We start from the raw sequence: 16,582 nt of genomic DNA on the forward strand, positions 1-16,582 counted from the left end.
GGGCGTCGTGCCTGGTCCGTCGGCGGTGCCGGCAGGGCCGGTCGGGGCTGGACGCCCCGACCGGCCCGGTCGGCGGTCGGGCCGACGAGGTGTCGGCCCGCGCGAGTTTGCGGTCAGGCGCGCGACCACTTCTGGTTGGCGTCACCGGTGCAGTCCCACAACTGGAGCTTGCCCCCGTTGCCGGTGTTGCGGTCCCGCACGTCGACGCAGCGGTTCGCGCTGAGGTTGACCAGGTCACCGGCGGCGTTGAGCGTGAAGCGTTGCGCCGGGTTGCCGTTGCAGGTGACGAGGTTGACCTCGGTGCCGTTCGCCGTGCCGGCCCAGGCCGGGTCCATGCACTTGCCCATCGCCCGGACGGTGCCGTCGGAGGCGAACGTCCAGGCCTGCGCGGCGGTGCCGTTGCAGTCCCAGATCTGGAGCTTGGCCCCGTCGACCGGGTTGGCGCTGGGGATGTCGATGCAGCGGCCGCTGAGCGCGCCCCGGATCGCGGTGGTGCCCGGCGGCGGGTCGCCGCCCGAGGTGTAGCCCGAGACGCGCACGTAGTCCACGAGCATCTGCTGCGGGAACTGCGTGGAGCCGTCGGGGTAGCCCGGCCAGTTCCCGCCCACCGCCACGTTCAGGATCATGAAGAAGGGGTGGTCGAACACCCAGCGGTTGCCGCCCAGCCGGCCCGGGTCGACCCGGTGGAACTCGACGCCGTCGAGGTACCAGATGATGGAGTTCGGTTCCCAGTCCACCCGGTAGGTGTGGAAGGCGTCGGCGAGCGGCTGGCCGATGGTGCGGCTGCCGGTGATGCCGCCGCCACCCGAGTAGCCCGGGCCGTGGATGGTGCCGTAGACGGTGTTCGGCTCCCGGCCGATGTTCTCCATGATGTCGATCTCGCCCGCGTTCGGCCAGCCCACGCTGCCCATGTCGTTGCCGAGCATCCAGAACGCCGGCCAGATGCCCTGGCCGCGCGGGATCTTGATGCGGGCCTCGAAGCGGCCGTACGCCTGGGTGAACGTCGCCGCCGTGAGCAGCCGGGCCGAGGTGTACTCGCACCGGCCGTAGTGGCACTGGTAGTTGGCGGGGTTCTCCCGGCGGGCGGTGATCACCAGGTTGCCCTGGCCGTCGTGCGCGGCGTTGCTCGTGCTGTTGGTGTAGTACTGCCGCTCGTTGTTGCCCCAGCCGCCGCCGCCGATGTCGAAGCGCCACTTGCTCTGGTCGACGGGCGTGCCGGCGGCCGCGTTGAACTCGTCCTGCCAGGTGATCCCCCCGATGCCGGCCTGCGCCGGTTCGGGGTGGACCGGCACGGCGAGGGCCGTGGTGGCGCCGATGATCGCGGTCGCGGCGAGGGCGAGCGCCCACGGCCGGCGACGGGTACGGAATCTGAACATGTAGGACCTCCTTGGCATCTGCGCCGTCGCGGCGTTTCCCCGCGGCGTCGATCGGCCGTTCGGTGCGGGCGCGACGGCGGACGGATGTGGGCTCAGCCGCGACGCCACTTCTGGTTGGCGCCGCCGACGCAGTCCCACAGGTGCAGGCGGGCGCCGTCCGAGTTGATCCACTCCTTGATGTCGACGCACTTGTTCGCCTGCGGGTTGACCAGGTCGCCGGCCGCCGAGAGGACGAACTGCTGGGCCGGGTTTCCGCTGCAGTTGGCGATCTGGATGGCCGCGCCGTTGGCGGTGGATCCCCAGGCCACGTCCATGCACTTGTTGTTCTGGGTACGCAGCGTGCCGCCGGTGAAGGTCCACGACTGCGCGGCGGTGCCGTTGCAGGTCCAGGTCTGCAGGGGGACGCCGTCGGAGAAGTTGGAGTTCGGCACGTCGATGCAGCGGTTGTTCCAGTTGCTGATCAGCCGGCTCCCGTCGCCGCCACCGGTGGTCACCAGGGACAGCCCGTAGACGCCGAGGATCTCGTTGACCGGCTGGAACCAGGTCGTGCCGCCCGTGGAGCAGTTGCCGGAACCGCCGGACGTGACGCCCTGGGCCTGGTTGCCGGAGATCCAGGCCCCGCCGGAGTCGCCGCCCTCGGCGCAGGCGTTGCTGCGGGTCAGGCCCGACACCGCACCCTGCGGGTAGTTGACGGTCTCGTTGCGGCCCAGGATGGTCCCGCAGCGCCAGCCGGTCGTCCGCCCGGAGCGGCAGACCGAGCTGCCGATCGCCGCGTCCTGCGAGCCGGCGACCGTCACGTTGCCGCCGGAGTAGTTGTTCACCCAGGGCTGCGGCGTCCAGGAGCCGTTGGTGCGTACCCATCCGTAGTCGTTGCCGGGGAACGACGACCCCGCGAACGTGCCCTGGGAGACGTTGTTGAAGCCGAGGGTCGGGCTGCCGACGCCGCCGCAGTGGCCCGCGGTGACGAAGCCGCCGACGACGGCGAAGCCGACCGAGCAGAGGGTGTTGCCGTTGATCACGTACTGGTCGCCGCCGCGGATGTCGTAGAGCGGCCGGGGCGCGTCGGTGGCCGTGACCACCCGGATCGCGTCCGTGGGCACGCCGCTGGCCTTGGCGTACGCGATCGCCTCGTCGGTGGCGCCCGGCCGGACCGTCACGACCACGCTGTTGCGGGCGACGTCGACGTGCCAGCCGTGGACGTCGCGGGGGTCGGCGGCGGCGGTGCGCCGGTCGAGGGCGCGCTTGACCGCGTCGAGGGTGTGCTCGCTGCGGGCGACGACCGTGACGTCGGCGCCCTCGGCGCGGACGGTCCTGGCGAGCGCCGCATCCGTGACGGCGACGGTGAGGCGCTGCCCGCCGGACGGGATCCACGCGCCGGCGAACGCCGGGCCGAGCTTCGCCCGCAGGCGCCGCTCGACCACCGGCGCCGCCGCCTCGGTGCGCAGGCGTTCGTCGACCTGGGCGGGGGTGAGGCCGAGGTCGCGGCGCATCGCCTCGACCAGGGCGGGGCTGAGGTCGGGCGTGGCCGCCGCGGCGGGGGCCGGGGCGGCGGGGGCAGTGTCGCTCGCGTGGCCCGCCGCCGGGGTCAGGCCGAGGAGCAGGAGGCCGGCGGCGGCGGGGACGAGCATGCGCAGTCTTCGAGACAAGAGGATTCTCCCGGTGCGGCGAGGGTGGCAGACGGATCAAGAGAGCGCTCTCTGAAAGAAGTCTGTCGATATCTCGACACATCTGTCAAGAAGGTTGCCAGTTGTGGCCCGCGCGTCGCCCTCGGCGACGACCGGTGTGCCGTGGCCGCATCCGTCCCCAGTGCGCCCCCGGACCCGGGCCGCGCCCGCCTGCGGTGCGCACCCGGGCCCCGTCGGCGGGCGGCGGGGCGCCTGAGCGGCGTCGGTCAGGCGGTGGAGAGCAGGCCGCGCGCCGCCCGGACTTGGTCGACCGCCCGGCGGAGGGCGGCCACGATCCGGTCCTCGCCGGCGGCGTCCAGCCGGGCCACCGGCACCGACAGGCTGATCGCGTCGGACGCCGGCGCCGCCAGGGGTACGGCCGTCGCGAAGCAGATGATGCCCTCGGTGTTCTCCTCGCGGTCCACCGCGTAGCCGCGTTCCCGGACGGCGGCGAGCTCGGCGCGCAGCGCGTCGGCGTCGGTGACGGTGTGCGGGGTGAGCGCGGGCAGCGGCCAGGTCAGCAGCCCGTCGAGCGCGTCGTCCGGACGCTCGGCGAGCAGCGCCTTGCCCAGGGCGGTGGCGTGGGCGGGCAGTTGCCGGCCGATCGCGCTGTAGAGCCGCAGCGGGTGCACCGACTCGCGCTTGGCGAGGTAGACGATGTGCGCGCCGTCCAGGCGTCCCAGGTGGACGGTCTCGCCGAACTGCCGGGACAGGTCGTCGAGCACCCCGCCGAGCAGGCCCACGGTGTCGTCGCTGGTGAGGTACGCGGCGCCGACCTGGAGCGCGCGCACCCCGAGCCCGAACCGGGTGCCGGTCGGGTCGCTCTCGACCCAGCCGCGCTGGGCCATGGTGCGCAGGATGCCGTGCAGGCTGCTCTTCGGGATGTCCAGCGCGCGGGCCAGGTCGACCAGCGAGCGCCGCTGCGGCGAGGCGGCCAGCGCCTCGAGCACCTCCAGCGTCCGGGTGGAGGACTTCACGGGCTGGAACCCGCCGGGCAGCGTCATGGGCGCCACTCTAGCGGGGTTGACAGGCCGGGCGGCACGGCTAGGGTCACATATGTGACTGGCGTACAGAATGATGAACAGAGACATGCGGTCGTCGCGGCCGTCGGCGCGGCCCGGATCCTGCCGGTCGTCGTGCTCGACGACGCCCGCGACGCCGCCCCGCTGGCCGACGCGCTGGTGCGGGGCGGCCTGCGCTGCGCCGAGGTGACCTTCCGCACCGACGCCGCGGCCGAGTCGATCCGCGTCATGTCCGAGCGACCCGACCTGCTCGTCGGCGCCGGCACCGTGTTGACCCCCGCCCAGGTCGACCAGGCCGTCGAGGCCGGCGCCCGGTTCGTCGTCACCCCCGGGTTCTCCCCGGCCGTCGTCCGGCGCTGCCAGGAGTTGGGCGTGCCCGTCTTCCCCGGCGTCGCCACCGGCACCGAGATCCAGATGGCCCTCGACGCCGGGCTCGACACGGTCAAGTTCTTCCCCGCCGAGCAGCTCGGCGGCGTCGGGATGATCAAGGCGCTCGCCGCGCCGTACCGCTCGGTGCGGTTCATCCCCACCGGCGGGGTCAACACCGCCAACCTCGCGGACTACCTCGCGCTGCCCGCCGTGCTGGCGGTCGGTGGCACCTGGATGGTCGCCCCCGACCTGATCGCCGCCGGGCGTTGGGACGAGGTCGCCGCCCGCACCGCCGCGGCCGTCGAGGCCGCCCGACCCGCCGTGGAGAGCTGAGCCGTGCTGTCCATCCGACCGGCCGGCGAGTGCCGGTACGACCTGGTCTCCCTCGGCGAGATCATGCTGCGGCTCGACCCGGGCGAGGGCCGGGTCCGCACCGCCCGCACCTTCCGGGCCTGGGAGGGCGGCGGCGAGTACAACGTGGCGCGCGGCCTGCGCCGCTGCTTCGGCCTGCGGACCGCCGTGGTCACCGCGTTCGCCGACAACGAGGTGGGCCGGCTGCTGGAGGACCTCGTGCTCCAGGGCGGGGTGGACACGTCGCTGGTGACCTGGCTGCCCTACGACGGGGTCGGCCGCGCCGTGCGCAACGGGCTCAACTTCACCGAGCGCGGCTTCGGCGTCCGGGGCGCCGTCGGCACCTCCGACCGCGGCCACAGCGCCGCCAGCCAGCTCCGGCCCGACCAGGTGGACTGGGACCACCTGTTCGGCACGCTGGGGGTGCGGTGGCTGCACACCGGCGGCATCTACGCCGCCCTGTCGGAGACCACCCCGGAGACGATGGAGGCGGCGATGGCCGCCGCCGCCCGGCACGGCACCGTCGTCTCGTACGACCTCAACTACCGGCCCAGCCTGTGGAAGGCGGTCGGCGGGCAGGCCCGCGCCCAGGAGGTGAACCGCCGGCTGGCCCGCTACGTCGACGTGATGATCGGCAACGAGGAGGACTTCACCGCCTCGCTGGGCTTCGAGGTGCCCGACACCGACGCCTCGCTGTCCGAGCTGGAGGTGGCCAACTTCCAGCGGATGATCGAGGCGGCCACCCGGGAGTACGACAACTTCAAGGTCGTCGCCACCACCCTGCGTACGGTCCGCACCGCGACCGTCAACGACTGGGGCGCGATCGCCTGGGCCGACGGGAAGTTCGTCGAGGCGACCCACCGGCCCGGTCTGGAGATCATGGACCGGGTCGGCGGCGGCGACAGCTTCGCCTCCGGCCTGATCTACGGGCTGCTGGAGAAGGGCGACCTGGCCACGGCCGTCGAGTACGGCGCGGCGCACGGCGCGCTGGCGATGACCACGCCCGGCGACACCTCGATGGCCAGCCTCCGGGAGGTCGAGGCGCTCGTGCGGGGCGCCGGCGCGCGCGTGCAGCGCTGACCGACGGCGGGGCCCGCCGGCCGGCCCGGGAGCGATGCGCCTCCCGGGCCCCGGCGGCGGGCCGCCCGACGCGACGTGGCCGGCCTCCGGAGGGCGGCCGGCCCCGGCGAGGGGGTCGTCACCGGCGGCACCCGCCGGCCGTCGATCCGCTCACTCCCCGGTGAAGTGCGGTTCGCGCCGGTCGAGGAAGGCCCGGACCGCCTCGTCGTGGTCGCGGGTCTGGTGCGCCAGCGCCTGCATCGCGGCGGAGAGCTCCAGGACGCTGTCGAGGCTCTGGTGCTGGGCCTCGCGCAGCAGCTTCTTGGCCATCCGTACGGCGTGCGGAGGGTTCGCCGCCACCCGGTCGGCCAGCCGACGCGCCTCGGTGAGCAGCTCCCCGTGCGGCACGACCCGGGAGACCAGCCCCCACTCCAGGGCGGTCGCGGCGTCGACCCGGTCCCCGGTCAGCGTCATCTCGGCGGCCCGGGCGGCGCCGACGGCACGGGGCAGCAGCCAGGCGCCGCCGTCGCCGGGGATGATGCCGAGCTTGACGAAGCTCTCCGCGAAGAACGCCCGCTCCGAGGCGATCCGCAGATCGCACATGAGCGCCAGGTCGCAGCCGGCGCCGACCGCCGCTCCGTTCACCGCCGCGATCAGCGGCACGTCGCACGCGTACATCGCCCTGGGGATCCGCTGGATGCCGCGGCGGTAGCCGTCGCGCAGCTCCTGCGGCGCGCCGCCGAAGAGGCCGACCCGGTCCGCCATGTCCTTGACGTTGCCGCCGGCGGAGAAGGCGCTGCCGGCGCCGGTGAGGATGACCGCCCGCACCGCCCGGTCGGCGTTGACCGCGTCGACCCGGGCGACCAACGCGTCGATCACGTCGTCGCCGGAGATGGGGTTGCGGGCCTCCGGCAGGTTGATCGTCCACGTTTCCACGGGACCGTCCCGCTCGACGAGAACCGGGTCGTCCACGCGCGTCTCCTCGGTGTGCCGCTGATCTGGTCTGCCCCGAAACCAACCACACGCCCGTCCGGCCGGCAAGGCGGGGTACGCGACGGCTGACCGTGGCCCGACCGGGCCACCCGTCGGGCTGCGGCGCGGCGTCCCTGGTCGCGGCGACGATCGCGTACCGGACGCGGTGGGCCGCCGGGGGCGCGGACACGAGCCGGAACTATGGTCGGGCCATGACCTCGGACACCGGCAACCACGACGACTGGACCACGCCCGGAACGTTCGAGGTCGCCCCCGGCGTCCATCGGGTGCCGCTGCCCCTGCCGAACGACGGCCTGCGCGCCGTGAACGTGTACGTCCTGCGCGACGACGACGGCCTCGTGCTCGTCGACTCCGGGTGGGCGGTCGCCGAGGCGCGCTCCGCGCTCGACGCGGCACTCAAGGAGCTGGACTGCTCGCTGGGGGACGTGCGCCGGTTCCTCGTGACGCACGTCCACCGGGACCACTACACGCAGGCCGTGCACCTGCGCCGCGAGTACGGCATGCGGGTGAGCCTCGGCGCGGGTGAACGCGAGAGCCTGGCGGTGTCCATGACGCCGCACCGGAATCCGCTCGCCGAGCAGCTCGGCCGCCTGCGGCTGCTGGGCGCCGGCGAGCTGGCCGACACCCTGGCGGGGCTCACCGGGACGCGGCTGAGCACCGAGGACTGGGAGCTGCCGGACGACTGGTTCCACGACGGTGAGCAGATCAGGCACGGCGAGCGCACCCTGCACGTCGTCGAGACGCCGGGCCACACGCGCGGGCACGTCGTCTTCCACGACACCGGCGGGCACCTGCTGTTCGCCGGTGACCACGTGCTGCCCACCATCACGCCCTCGATCGGCTTCGAGGCCGCGTTGTCGGCGGATCCGCTCGGCGACTTCCTGGCATCGCTCGCGCTGGTCCGGCGGCGACCGGACGCGCGGCTGCTCCCGGCGCACGGGCCGGTGACCCCCAGCGTGCACGCGCGGGTCGACGAACTCGTCGCGCACCACGGCGCCCGGCTCGACGAGACGGAGGCCGCCGTCGCCCGGGGCGCGATCTCGGCGTACGAGGTCGCCGCGCAGCTGCGCTGGACCCGGCGGGAGCGCCGGCTGGGTGACCTCGACGTGTTCAACGCGATGCTCGCCGTCACCGAGACGGCGGCGCACCTGGAACTCCTGGTCGCGCAGGGTCGGCTGACCCGGTCCGACGTCGACGGGCTGCGCCGCTACGCCACCGCGTGACCCGCCGGGCCCGCTTCCGTCGGCGTCGCGTGGCGGCCGGGTCAGCGCGGGGCACGGCCGTGCCCCTACGATGCGGCGTATGGCGCTGCTGTACCGGGCGGAAATGCGCCCCACGAAGTTCGCACTCCTGGCGGCGTGGCTGCCCGGCCGACCGTGGTACCAGGGGCCGGCCGACGCCGACGTCGCGCGCGTGGCGGCCTACCGGTTCGACGATCCGGCCGGCGCCGTCGGCGTCGAGACGCTGCTCCTCAGGGCCGGCGACGGGCCGATCCACCAGGTCCCGCTGACCTACCGCGGCGCACCCCTCGACGGCGGCGACGACTGGCTCGTCGGCACCACCGAGCACTCCGTGCTCGGCCGCCGCTGGGTCTACGACGCGTGCGCGGACCCCGTCTACGCCGCGACGCTCGCCGCGGCCGTGCTCGCCGACGCCGGGCAGGCGCAGGAGTTCTTCGAGGTCGACGGCCGGCGGGAGTACCGCGAGCTGTCGATGGCCATCGCGGGCAGCGGCACCCGGGGCGCCGAGGTCCCGCCCGTCGGCGCCGTGCGCCGCGTAATCGACGAGGGCGACCTCACCCTCGTCGTCACCGATTCGGTGGAGCTGGCCGTCGTCCGCCGCCCCGACGGCGGCACCGCGTCGGACGGCGCCGTGTTGACCGGCACGTGGAGCGGCCAGCCGAGCCCGCTGCCGCTGGCGTACGCCCGCCGGCGCTGACCGGGGCGCACCGCGCCGGCCGTGCGGTGGTTCGCCCCGCGGGCCCGGTCGACCTCGTCCCGCGTGCCGCCGGCGTCGGGCAGCGCGCCGACCCCTTCGGCCCATCCGAGGGCGAAGGGGTCTTGTAATCCTACTGATCCGGTAGGAAAATGGGGTCATGCCGCGCGTACCGCTGCTCACCTCCCGCCGGGTCGTCGACCTGATGCGGGTCGCCTCGCAGCTCTGTCCCGGTCCGCGCCCGACGGCCTGACCGCCGATCGCGCCGCGCCGACGGCCTGACCGGTCGGTTCCACCGGGCCGGGGCCCGACGCGGCCCTTCCCCGCCGTGCCACCCGATCCGGCGCGCCCACCGCCGGCGCCGTCGATGCCGCCGGGCGCACCCGTGGCGTCGCCCCCACGTACGCCGGCCGCCGCGCCGGCGCCGGGATCCTCCGTTCCCCTCCCGCGCCTCCGCGTGCCCCTCTCCCGTCGACCCTGCCCGCGCGCGGTCGCCCCCTCCCAAGGAGCGTCATGAGCAGCGATCCGAGACCCCAGACCCCACCCACCGCCGACGAGTCCCGGCTCGCGTTCAACGAGGACTGGGCCGCCACCGTCCTCGGCCTCGTGCTGATCGCCCTGGTGCTGGTCGGCGCCGTTCCCGCCGGGCTGGTGCCCTGATGGCCGGCGCGCAGGAGCCCACTTCGTCCGGTGCCCGCACGGCGGCGGAGGAACCGACCCGCTCCGGCGCCCTGACGGCGGGGGAGGAGCCCGTCCGCTCCGGTGCCGGCACGGCCGCCGGCTCCGGCACCGCCGCGCCGGCCGGAGAACCCGCCCCGGTCACCGCCCGGCCGGGCGCGTTGCGGGCCTGGACGGGGCTGGGCCTGCTCGTGGTGCTGGCCCTCGCCGCGCTCACCCGCATCCTGGAGCAGAACGTCCCCACCTGGGCCGAGGGCAGCGCCGTCGAGGACGTCGCCGCGGCGGTCGAGTATCCCGTGTACGCGATCCTGCTCGGTCTGCTCGGCAACGTCGCGGTCACCCGGCTCGGGCTGCGCGACCGGATCGCCGCCGCGTTCCGTACCGAGTTCTTCATCAAGACCGGCCTGGTGCTGCTCGGCGCCTCGATCAACCTGGCGGTGATCGCCAGCGCGGCCGGCCCGGCGATCGCCCAGGCGGTCCTGCTGATCAGCGGGGTGTTCCTGTTCACCTGGTGGCTGGCCGGCCGGCTCGGGCTCGACGACAAGCTGCGCGCGCTGCTCGCCTCGGCGGTGTCGATCTGCGGGGTCAGCGCCGCGATCACCGCCGCGGGCGCGGTACGGGCCCGCCGCGAGCAGCTCGCCTACACGGCCAGCCTGGTCATCGTCTTCGCGCTGCCCTCGATCTTCATCCTGCCGTGGCTGGCCGACCTGCTCGGGCTGTCCGACGCGGTGGCCGGCGCCTGGATCGGCGGCAACATCGACACCACCGCGGCGGTGACCGCGGCCGGGGCGCTGGCCGGGGAGGAGGCGCTGCAGATCGCCAGCATCGTCAAGGTCACCCAGAACGCCCTGATGGGCGTGGTGGCGGTGGCGCTCACCGCGTACTTCACGCTGCGGGTGGAACGCCGGCCCGGGGCCGCCCGGCCGGGCGTGGGGGAGCTGTGGCGCCGCTTCCCCAAGTTCGTCCTCGGCTTCGTCGCCGCCTCGGTGATCGCCACCTGGTACCTCGACGCGGCGGGCGCGGACGGCAAGGCCACCATCGCGGTCGTCAACGACCTGCGGGTCTGGTTCCTGATCCTGGCCTTCGTCAGCATCGGTCTCGAGGTCCGCGTGACCTCGCTGCGGGAGGCCGGGTGGCGACCCGTCGCGGTCTTCGCCGGGGCCACCGTGTTCAACCTGGCCCTGGCGCTCGGGCTGGCGTCGCTGCTCTTCCACGGCTTCGTCGCCTGACCCGCTCCGGAGGGTCCCGATGGTCGTCGCGCGGCACGACACCGACCCCGCCGCCGGCCGCAGGCCTGACCGCACCCGTTCCCGCCGCGCCCTGGAGGAAAGATCCGGATGACCCTCACCTTCCACTGGTTCCTGCCCACCTACGGCGACAGCCGGGACATCGTCGGCGGCGGCCACGGCGTGCCGATCGGCACGGCCGGCGGCGCCCGCCCGGCGACCGTCGCCTATCTGGGCCAGATCGCACGGACCGCCGAGCAGCTCGGCTTCGTCGGCGCGCTCACCCCGACCGGCGCCTGGTGCGAGGACGCCTGGCTGAGCACGGCGATGCTCACCGAGGTGACCGAGCGGCTGAAGTTCCTGGTCGCCTTCCGGCCCGGCCTGCTCACACCCGCGCTGGCGGCGCAGATGGCCTCGACGTTCCAGCGGCTCTCCGGCGGCCGGCTGATGGTCAACGTGGTCACCGGCGGCGAGTCGCAGGAGCAGCGTGCCTACGGCGACTTCCTGGACAAGGACGCCCGGTACGCGCGCGCCAACGAGTTCCTGCACATCGTGCGGGCGCTGTGGCGCGGCGAGACGGTGGACCACACCGGCGAGCACCTGCGCATCGCGCGGGGCCGGCTGAACCGGCTGCCCGACCCGGTTCCGCCGATCTACTTCGGTGGCTCCTCCGCCGCCGCGCTGCCGGTGGCGGTGCGGCACAGCGACGTCTACCTCACCTGGGGCGAGCCGCCGGCCCAGGTGGCCGGCAAGCTCGACCGGGTGCGCGCGCTGGCCGCCGAGGTCGGCCGGGAACTGCGCTTCGGCATCCGGCTGCACGTCATCACCCGGGACACCGCCGAGGAGGCCTGGGCGCAGGCCCGCCGCCTGCTCGACGGCATCGCCGAGTCCGACCTGCGGGCGGCCCAGGAGGGGCTGCGCGGCAGCGAGTCCGAGGGGCAGCGCCGGATGCTCGACCTGCACGGGGGCTCCCGCGACGGCCTGGAGGTCGCACCCAACCTCTGGGCCGGCTTCGGTCTGGTCCGGGGTGGCGCCGGCACGGCCCTCGTGGGCAGCCACACGGAGGTGGCCGACCGGATCGCCGAGTACCACGCGCTCGGCCTGGACGAGTTCATCCTCTCCGGGCACCCGCACCTGGAGGAGGCGTACTGGTTCGGCGAGGGCGTACTGCCGATCCTGCGCGAGCGCGGGCTCTGGCGGCACCCGGCCGGCGGGCACCGGCCGGTGGAACCGAAGAGCCTCCCGTTCGTCCCGGAGCCGCCGGGTCGCCCCGTGGCGGTCGCCGGGTCGGCAGGCTGATCCACACCGGCGCGATCCGTCGCGTCGCGGCCGGCCCCGGGGCGAGGGGCCGGCCGCGGGCGTCGGTGCGGCGGGTCAGCCCCAGATGGCGGTCGCCCACTCCGGGTGGTCGACGAACGGGTTCCGGTTGCCCTGCCAGCGCTCGTAGATCCGCTGGTTGCGGCGCTTCTCGAACGTGTCCGGCGGGTCGGCCTGGTTCCACTGGAGCAGCACCGACATCTTGCCGTGGTACGGCGCGGTGCCGTTGTTGACCGACTGGTTCAGCTCAAGGTTGGGCCAGCCGTCGGTGCCCTCGTACCGGATCGCCATGTACATGATCATGCGTGCCACGTCGCCCTTGACCGCGTTGCGCGGCTCCCACGAGTCGGCGTCGGTGTAGCAGCCCGGCGCCTCGGCGACGGGGCTGCCGCCGTTGTCGAAGTCCTTGTTGCCGCGCGTCGAGTTGACCGAGACGTCCTCCGGCCTCAGGTGGTGGACGTCGGTGCCCGGGCCGGTCGCGGTGCCGAAGTCGCCGTGCGACTTGGCCCAGACGTGCTCGCGGTTCCAGTCGTTCACGCCGCCGCCGTTGCTGGTCTTGCTCTGGGACCGCCCGGTGTTGAGCAGGATGACGTTGTTGCTGTTGGCCGGATCCTGGTCGGTGTCCTTCAGCGCCTCCCACACCTGGTCGTAGGAGAGCTTCGTCTGCACCTTGATGATCGAGTGCAGCGAACCGCGCAGCGCCGTGCCGGACTTGCCGATCGCGTCGGCGTAGTAGGTGGAGTCGTAGTCGCCGCCGGGCACCGGGCTGGTCGTCGGGACCGGAGTCGGCGACTGGCTCGGCGAGGGCGCGGTGCCGCCGAGGGTCATCGCCGTCGGGTTCTTCAGGCCGCCGTGGCTGAAGTAGGCGGTGAGCGCACCGGTGGCGGTGATCCGCTGGCCCCGCAGGCCCGGGTTGGTGAGCAGCCCGAACGTGCTCCGGTAGGCGGCGGTGACCTGGACGTAGAGCATCCTGCTCGCGCCGGTCTCGGCCGCCGTGTCGGCGATCGCGATCGCGGTGTCCGAGGTGAAGCCGGACCTGAGCACCGTCGTGCTGCTGGTCGGCTGGCCGATGACGTAGCCGGTCACGGCGGCCGTCCGGCCGTCCTGCGCGGCGAGCGCCTGGGCCACGGTCAGGGTGGCGGCGGCCGACGCCGCGGCCGTCACCGCCACGGGCGCCACCAGGACGACGGCCAGCGCGAACGCCATCGCCAGCCTTCTGGGCCCCGAGCGGGTACTGCTCCTCGTATTCATGAGCAGCGATGCTATCGGTGCGCGGGTGAACGTCGGGAGATCGGGAGCGCAACTTTCGGCGGGGCGGCACCCGCCCGGCACGTGGGCGCGCCGGGCCGGCTACCGGGGCGACGGGCCCGCGCGCAGGTAGGTGAGGGCCGCCAGCACCCGGCGGTTGGTGTCGTCGCTGGGCAGCAGGCCGAGCTTCGCCAGGACGTTGCCGATGTGCTTGCCGATCGCCGCCTCGGTGACGTGCAGCCGCGCGGCGATCGCCGCGTTGGAGCGCCCCTCGGCGAGCAGCGTCAGCACCTCGCGCTCCCGGGCGGACAGGGCCGCGAGCGGGTCGCGCGGGCGGTGCAGCAGCCGCCGCACCACGTCGGGATCGACGACAGTGCCGCCGCCGGCGACCGTACGCAGCTGCCCGGCGAACTCGGCGACCTCCGCGACGCGGTCCTTGAGCAAATAGCCGACGCCCCGGCCGTCGCCGCTGGCGAGCAGGGCGGAGGCGTACTCGGCCTGCACGTGCTGGCTCAGCACCATGACGGCGAGCCGCGGCCGTTCGGCGCGCAGGTCGACGGCGGCCCGCAGCCCGTCGTCGCGCGGGCCGGGCGGCATCCGGATGTCGGTCACCACCAGGTCCGGCTCGTGCGCCCGGACGGCGTCCCGCAACTGCGGTGCCGTGCCGACGGCGGCGACCACCTCGAAGTCGAACCTCGCCAGCAGGCCGGCGAGGCCCTCGCGCAGGAGGACCTCGTCCTCGGCGAGCACGACGCGCGTCATCGGTGGCACGGCAACTCCACCCGGACGAGCGTAGGGCCTCCGGGCGGGCTGGCGAGCAGCAGCCGCCCGTCGGCCGCGGCGACCCGGTCGGCGAGGCCGGTCAGGCCGGTGCCCCCTGCCGGGTCGGCGCCGCCGCAGCCGTCGTCGGAGATCTCCACGACGAGTTCGCCGTCGGCCTGGACCAGCCGGACCTCGGCCCGGGTCGCCCCGGCGTGCCGGACGACGTTGCCCAGCGCCTCCGACACCACGAAGTAGGCGGTGCTCTCGACGAGTTCGGGCAGCGGCTGCCCGAGGTCGGCGTGGACGGTGACCGGAACGGTGGCCTCGCCGGCGAGTTCCCGTACCGCGCCGGCCAGGCCCAGATCGGTGAGGCTCTGCGGGCGGATGCCCTGCACGATCTGCCGGAGCTCGACCATCAGGCTCTTGGCCTGGTCGTGCGCGACGGCGAGCGGACCGGCGGCGGGGGAGTCCTCGGGCACGTCGAGCCGGGCCAGGCCCAGGTGGAGGGTGAGGCTGGTCAGCCGGGGCTGCGCGCCGTCGTGCATGTCGCGCTCGATGCGGCGGCGTTCGGTCTCGTACGCGTCGACCAGCCGGGCCCGCGAGCGGCTGACCTCCCGCAGGGCCACCCCGTCGGCGGGCCGGCCGAGCAGCCACCGCGCCACCGCGCCCTGGACCGCGGCGAGCGCGCCGAGCCCGTACCAGAGCACCGGGAGGAGCAGGACCCCGAGGACGGCGTACGGGACGGCCTCGCCGGCCGTGTCGACGGTGGTCCAGACCACGATGACCTCGTCGGCGTCGCCGGCCAGCCAGGGGCTGGCGACCAGCGTGAGGTCGAGCAGCACGAGCAGGGTGAACACGGCGTACCCGAGCGGCACGACGCCGCCCAGCCAGAAGGTGTGGGCGACCTCCCGCCACGCGGCGGCCTCGGTGTAACGCGCGGCCAGGCCCCACCACCGGTACGCCGGCAACGGCCGCCCGTCCACGAGGCCGAGTCGCTGCCGTTCCACGGCGGTCACCGCGATGCTCACGACCGGGGCCGACGCCAGCACCGCCAGCGCGCCGACGGCCAGGAACAGCACGAGGGGAAGCTCGACCGGGCGGTCCTGTCGGGCGGCGCTGACCGCCGCCAGCAGGGGCGCACCGACGACGAGCAGCCCGACGGCGAGCACCCCGGCGACCGGGACGGTGGTGAGCAGGTAGGCCAGCGCGCGCCACGGCCACGGCGAGAGCAGATATCCGGGCCGGCGCAGCGCCTCGGCCAGGCACAGGGGGCGGGCAGTCGTCATGCCGCTGACGCTAACCGTGGCCGACGCGCCGACCCAGCCGTCTGGAGGTAGTCCCCGGGTAGGGCCAGCACTACCCCGCCCGGCCGGCCCACCACGGTGGACACGGCGCCGGACGGCGGCGGACCGGAACGGTGCGGCGCCCCGCCGGGGGTAGGCTGACCTGCGTGGATCACGAAGACCGCATCGCCCTCTTCCTCGACTACGAGAACCTCGCGCTGGGGGCCCGCGACCACCTCGGCGGCGTGGCCTTCGACTTCCGGCCCATCGCCGACGCCCTCGCCGAGCGCGGCCGGGTGGTGGTGCGCCGGGCGTACGCGGACTGGTCCTACTTCGACGAGGACCGGCGGATGCTCACCCGGTCGCACGTCGAGCTCATCGAGATTCCCCAGCGGATGGGGGCCTCGCGCAAGAACGCCGCCGACATCAAGATGGCCGTGGACGCGGTGGAGCTGGCCTTCGAACGCGGTTACATCTCGACCTTCGTGATCTGCACCGGCGACAGTGACTTCACCCCGCTGGTCCACAAGCTCCGCGAGCTGAACAAGCGCGTCATCGGCGTGGGTGTGGAGAACTCGACCTCGGCGCTGCTGCCGCCCGCGTGCGACGAGTTCCTCTACTACGACCGGTTGGAGGGCGTCGACATCCCGCCCGCCCGGGTCCGGCGGGGCCGCCCGGCCCGCCTGCCCAGCCCCGACGTGCCGCGGGTGGAGCAGGAGCCCGAGCCCGAGCCGCAGCCGGCGGTCGAGGAGGCCGGCCGGGACGTCGACACGCTCGCCGTGCTCGTGGCGCAGACCGTCGCCGGCCTCCAGGGCAGTTCCAGCGGCGAGGTGACGGCCTCGACGTTGAAGCGCACCCTGCTGCGCAAGGACCCGACGTTCAGCGAGTCCGACTACGGGTTCCGCACCTTCGGGGAACTCATGCGGCACCTCGCCCAGCACAACGTGGTCGAGCTGGCGGAGGGGCCCGCCAAGGGCGACCCCGAGGTCTCCCTGCCCGAGCACGGCGACCGGGAGGTGGCGTTCGGGCTGCTCGGCTCGGTGGTGGCGGATCTCGCCGGCGACGAGGGCGCGGTGGCCCTCTCCGGGCTGAAGAACCAGCTGCGCCGGGCACGGCCCGACTTCAGCGAGAAGAAGCTGGGCTACCGCAGCTTCCTCCAGTTCTGCAAGGCGGCCGCCACCAGCGGCGTCGTCGACCTGCGGTGGAGCCCCGAGGCGGACGACTACCTCCTCACCCCCCGGGCCGCCTGACCGGTTCCGGTCGGTGCCGGAGGGCGTCACCTCGTCGTGGGCGTCGCGA

General features: G+C 74.3%; 15 protein-coding genes. 8 read left to right on the top strand and 7 right to left on the bottom strand.

The window, feature by feature from the left end; translation table 11 throughout:
* Nucleotides 1-113: 113 nt before the first annotated feature.
* The 3 genes from ACLQ22_RS18320 to ACLQ22_RS18330 all read right to left on the bottom strand — a co-directional run bounded on the left by ACLQ22_RS18320 (nt 114) and on the right by ACLQ22_RS18330 (nt 4,044).
* Nucleotides 114-1,376: a ricin-type beta-trefoil lectin domain protein gene (locus ACLQ22_RS18320; RefSeq protein ID WP_425693375.1), complete on the bottom strand. Its 1,263-nt coding sequence runs from the start codon at nt 1,374-1,376 to the stop codon at nt 114-116.
* 92 nt (nt 1,377-1,468) lie between these two features.
* Complete coding sequence (locus ACLQ22_RS18325; protein WP_425693376.1) at nt 1,469-3,022, bottom strand: ricin-type beta-trefoil lectin domain protein; 1,554 nt, start codon at nt 3,020-3,022, stop codon at nt 1,469-1,471.
* Between the two features lie 245 nt (nt 3,023-3,267).
* Nucleotides 3,268-4,044: an IclR family transcriptional regulator gene (locus tag ACLQ22_RS18330; RefSeq protein ID WP_425693377.1), complete on the bottom strand. Its 777-nt coding sequence runs from the start codon at nt 4,042-4,044 to the stop codon at nt 3,268-3,270.
* A gap of 54 nt (nt 4,045-4,098) precedes the next feature.
* On the opposite strand from ACLQ22_RS18330, the gene eda reads away from it, so the two are divergent.
* Together eda and ACLQ22_RS18340 are read left to right on the top strand one after the other, a co-directional pair.
* Complete coding sequence (gene eda, locus ACLQ22_RS18335; protein ID WP_425693378.1) at nt 4,099-4,764, top strand: bifunctional 4-hydroxy-2-oxoglutarate aldolase/2-dehydro-3-deoxy-phosphogluconate aldolase; 666 nt, start codon at nt 4,099-4,101, stop codon at nt 4,762-4,764.
* Nucleotides 4,765-4,767: 3 nt separating this feature from the next.
* Entirely contained in the window at nt 4,768-5,862 is a 1,095-nt protein-coding gene (locus tag ACLQ22_RS18340) for a sugar kinase (protein WP_425693379.1), read from the top strand.
* Nucleotides 5,863-6,012: 150 nt separating this feature from the next.
* Here the strand turns inward: ACLQ22_RS18340 and ACLQ22_RS18345 are convergent, their stop codons facing one another.
* Nucleotides 6,013-6,813, bottom strand: a complete 801-nt coding sequence (locus ACLQ22_RS18345; RefSeq protein ID WP_425693380.1) for a crotonase/enoyl-CoA hydratase family protein — start codon at nt 6,811-6,813, stop codon at nt 6,013-6,015.
* 212 nt (nt 6,814-7,025) lie between these two features.
* Here ACLQ22_RS18345 and ACLQ22_RS18350 point away from each other — a divergent pair, with 212 nt between their 5' ends.
* The 5 genes from ACLQ22_RS18350 to ACLQ22_RS18370 all read left to right on the top strand — a co-directional run bounded on the left by ACLQ22_RS18350 (nt 7,026) and on the right by ACLQ22_RS18370 (nt 11,972).
* Nucleotides 7,026-8,057, top strand: a complete 1,032-nt coding sequence (locus ACLQ22_RS18350; protein ID WP_121395723.1) for an MBL fold metallo-hydrolase — start codon at nt 7,026-7,028, stop codon at nt 8,055-8,057.
* A 79-nt stretch (nt 8,058-8,136) separates the two neighbouring features.
* Nucleotides 8,137-8,772 carry a CG0192-related protein gene (locus ACLQ22_RS18355; protein WP_425693381.1) on the top strand — a complete coding sequence of 212 codons (636 nt, stop codon included), beginning with the start codon at nt 8,137-8,139 and terminating at the stop codon, nt 8,770-8,772.
* Nucleotides 8,773-9,282: 510 nt separating this feature from the next.
* Nucleotides 9,283-9,429 (top strand): hypothetical protein, encoded by a 147-nt coding sequence (locus ACLQ22_RS18360; RefSeq protein WP_425693382.1) that lies wholly within the window; start codon nt 9,283-9,285, stop codon nt 9,427-9,429.
* On the top strand, nt 9,429-10,676 hold the full coding sequence (locus tag ACLQ22_RS18365) for a YeiH family protein (protein WP_425693383.1): 1,248 nt from the start codon (nt 9,429-9,431) through the stop codon (nt 10,674-10,676). The genes ACLQ22_RS18360 and ACLQ22_RS18365 overlap by 1 nt, the downstream gene beginning before the upstream one ends.
* 108 nt (nt 10,677-10,784) lie before the next feature.
* Complete coding sequence (locus tag ACLQ22_RS18370; protein ID WP_425693384.1) at nt 10,785-11,972, top strand: LLM class flavin-dependent oxidoreductase; 1,188 nt, start codon at nt 10,785-10,787, stop codon at nt 11,970-11,972.
* A 75-nt stretch (nt 11,973-12,047) separates the two neighbouring features.
* On the opposite strand, the gene ACLQ22_RS18375 is transcribed toward ACLQ22_RS18370, so the two are convergent.
* The 3 genes from ACLQ22_RS18375 to ACLQ22_RS18385 all read right to left on the bottom strand — a co-directional run bounded on the left by ACLQ22_RS18375 (nt 12,048) and on the right by ACLQ22_RS18385 (nt 15,286).
* A complete protein-coding gene (locus ACLQ22_RS18375) occupies nt 12,048-13,196 on the bottom strand; it encodes an endonuclease (RefSeq protein ID WP_425693385.1) in 1,149 nt (382 codons plus the stop codon).
* Nucleotides 13,197-13,340: 144 nt separating this feature from the next.
* The gene (locus tag ACLQ22_RS18380) at nt 13,341-14,000 is read right to left on the bottom strand and encodes a response regulator (protein ID WP_425693386.1); all 660 of its coding nucleotides are present in this window, start codon (nt 13,998-14,000) and stop codon (nt 13,341-13,343) included.
* Nucleotides 13,997-15,286, bottom strand: a complete 1,290-nt coding sequence (locus ACLQ22_RS18385) for a histidine kinase (RefSeq protein WP_425693387.1) — start codon at nt 15,284-15,286, stop codon at nt 13,997-13,999. The genes ACLQ22_RS18380 and ACLQ22_RS18385 overlap by 4 nt, the downstream gene beginning before the upstream one ends.
* 164 nt (nt 15,287-15,450) lie before the next feature.
* On the opposite strand from ACLQ22_RS18385, the gene ACLQ22_RS18390 reads away from it, so the two are divergent.
* Nucleotides 15,451-16,533, top strand: coding sequence for an NYN domain-containing protein (locus ACLQ22_RS18390; RefSeq protein WP_425693388.1), 1,083 nt, complete (start codon nt 15,451-15,453; stop codon nt 16,531-16,533).
* Nucleotides 16,534-16,582 lie beyond the last annotated feature (49 nt).

This window comes from Micromonospora sp. DT178 (genome assembly GCF_049841695.1).
GTDB lineage: Bacteria > Actinomycetota > Actinomycetes > Mycobacteriales > Micromonosporaceae > Micromonospora.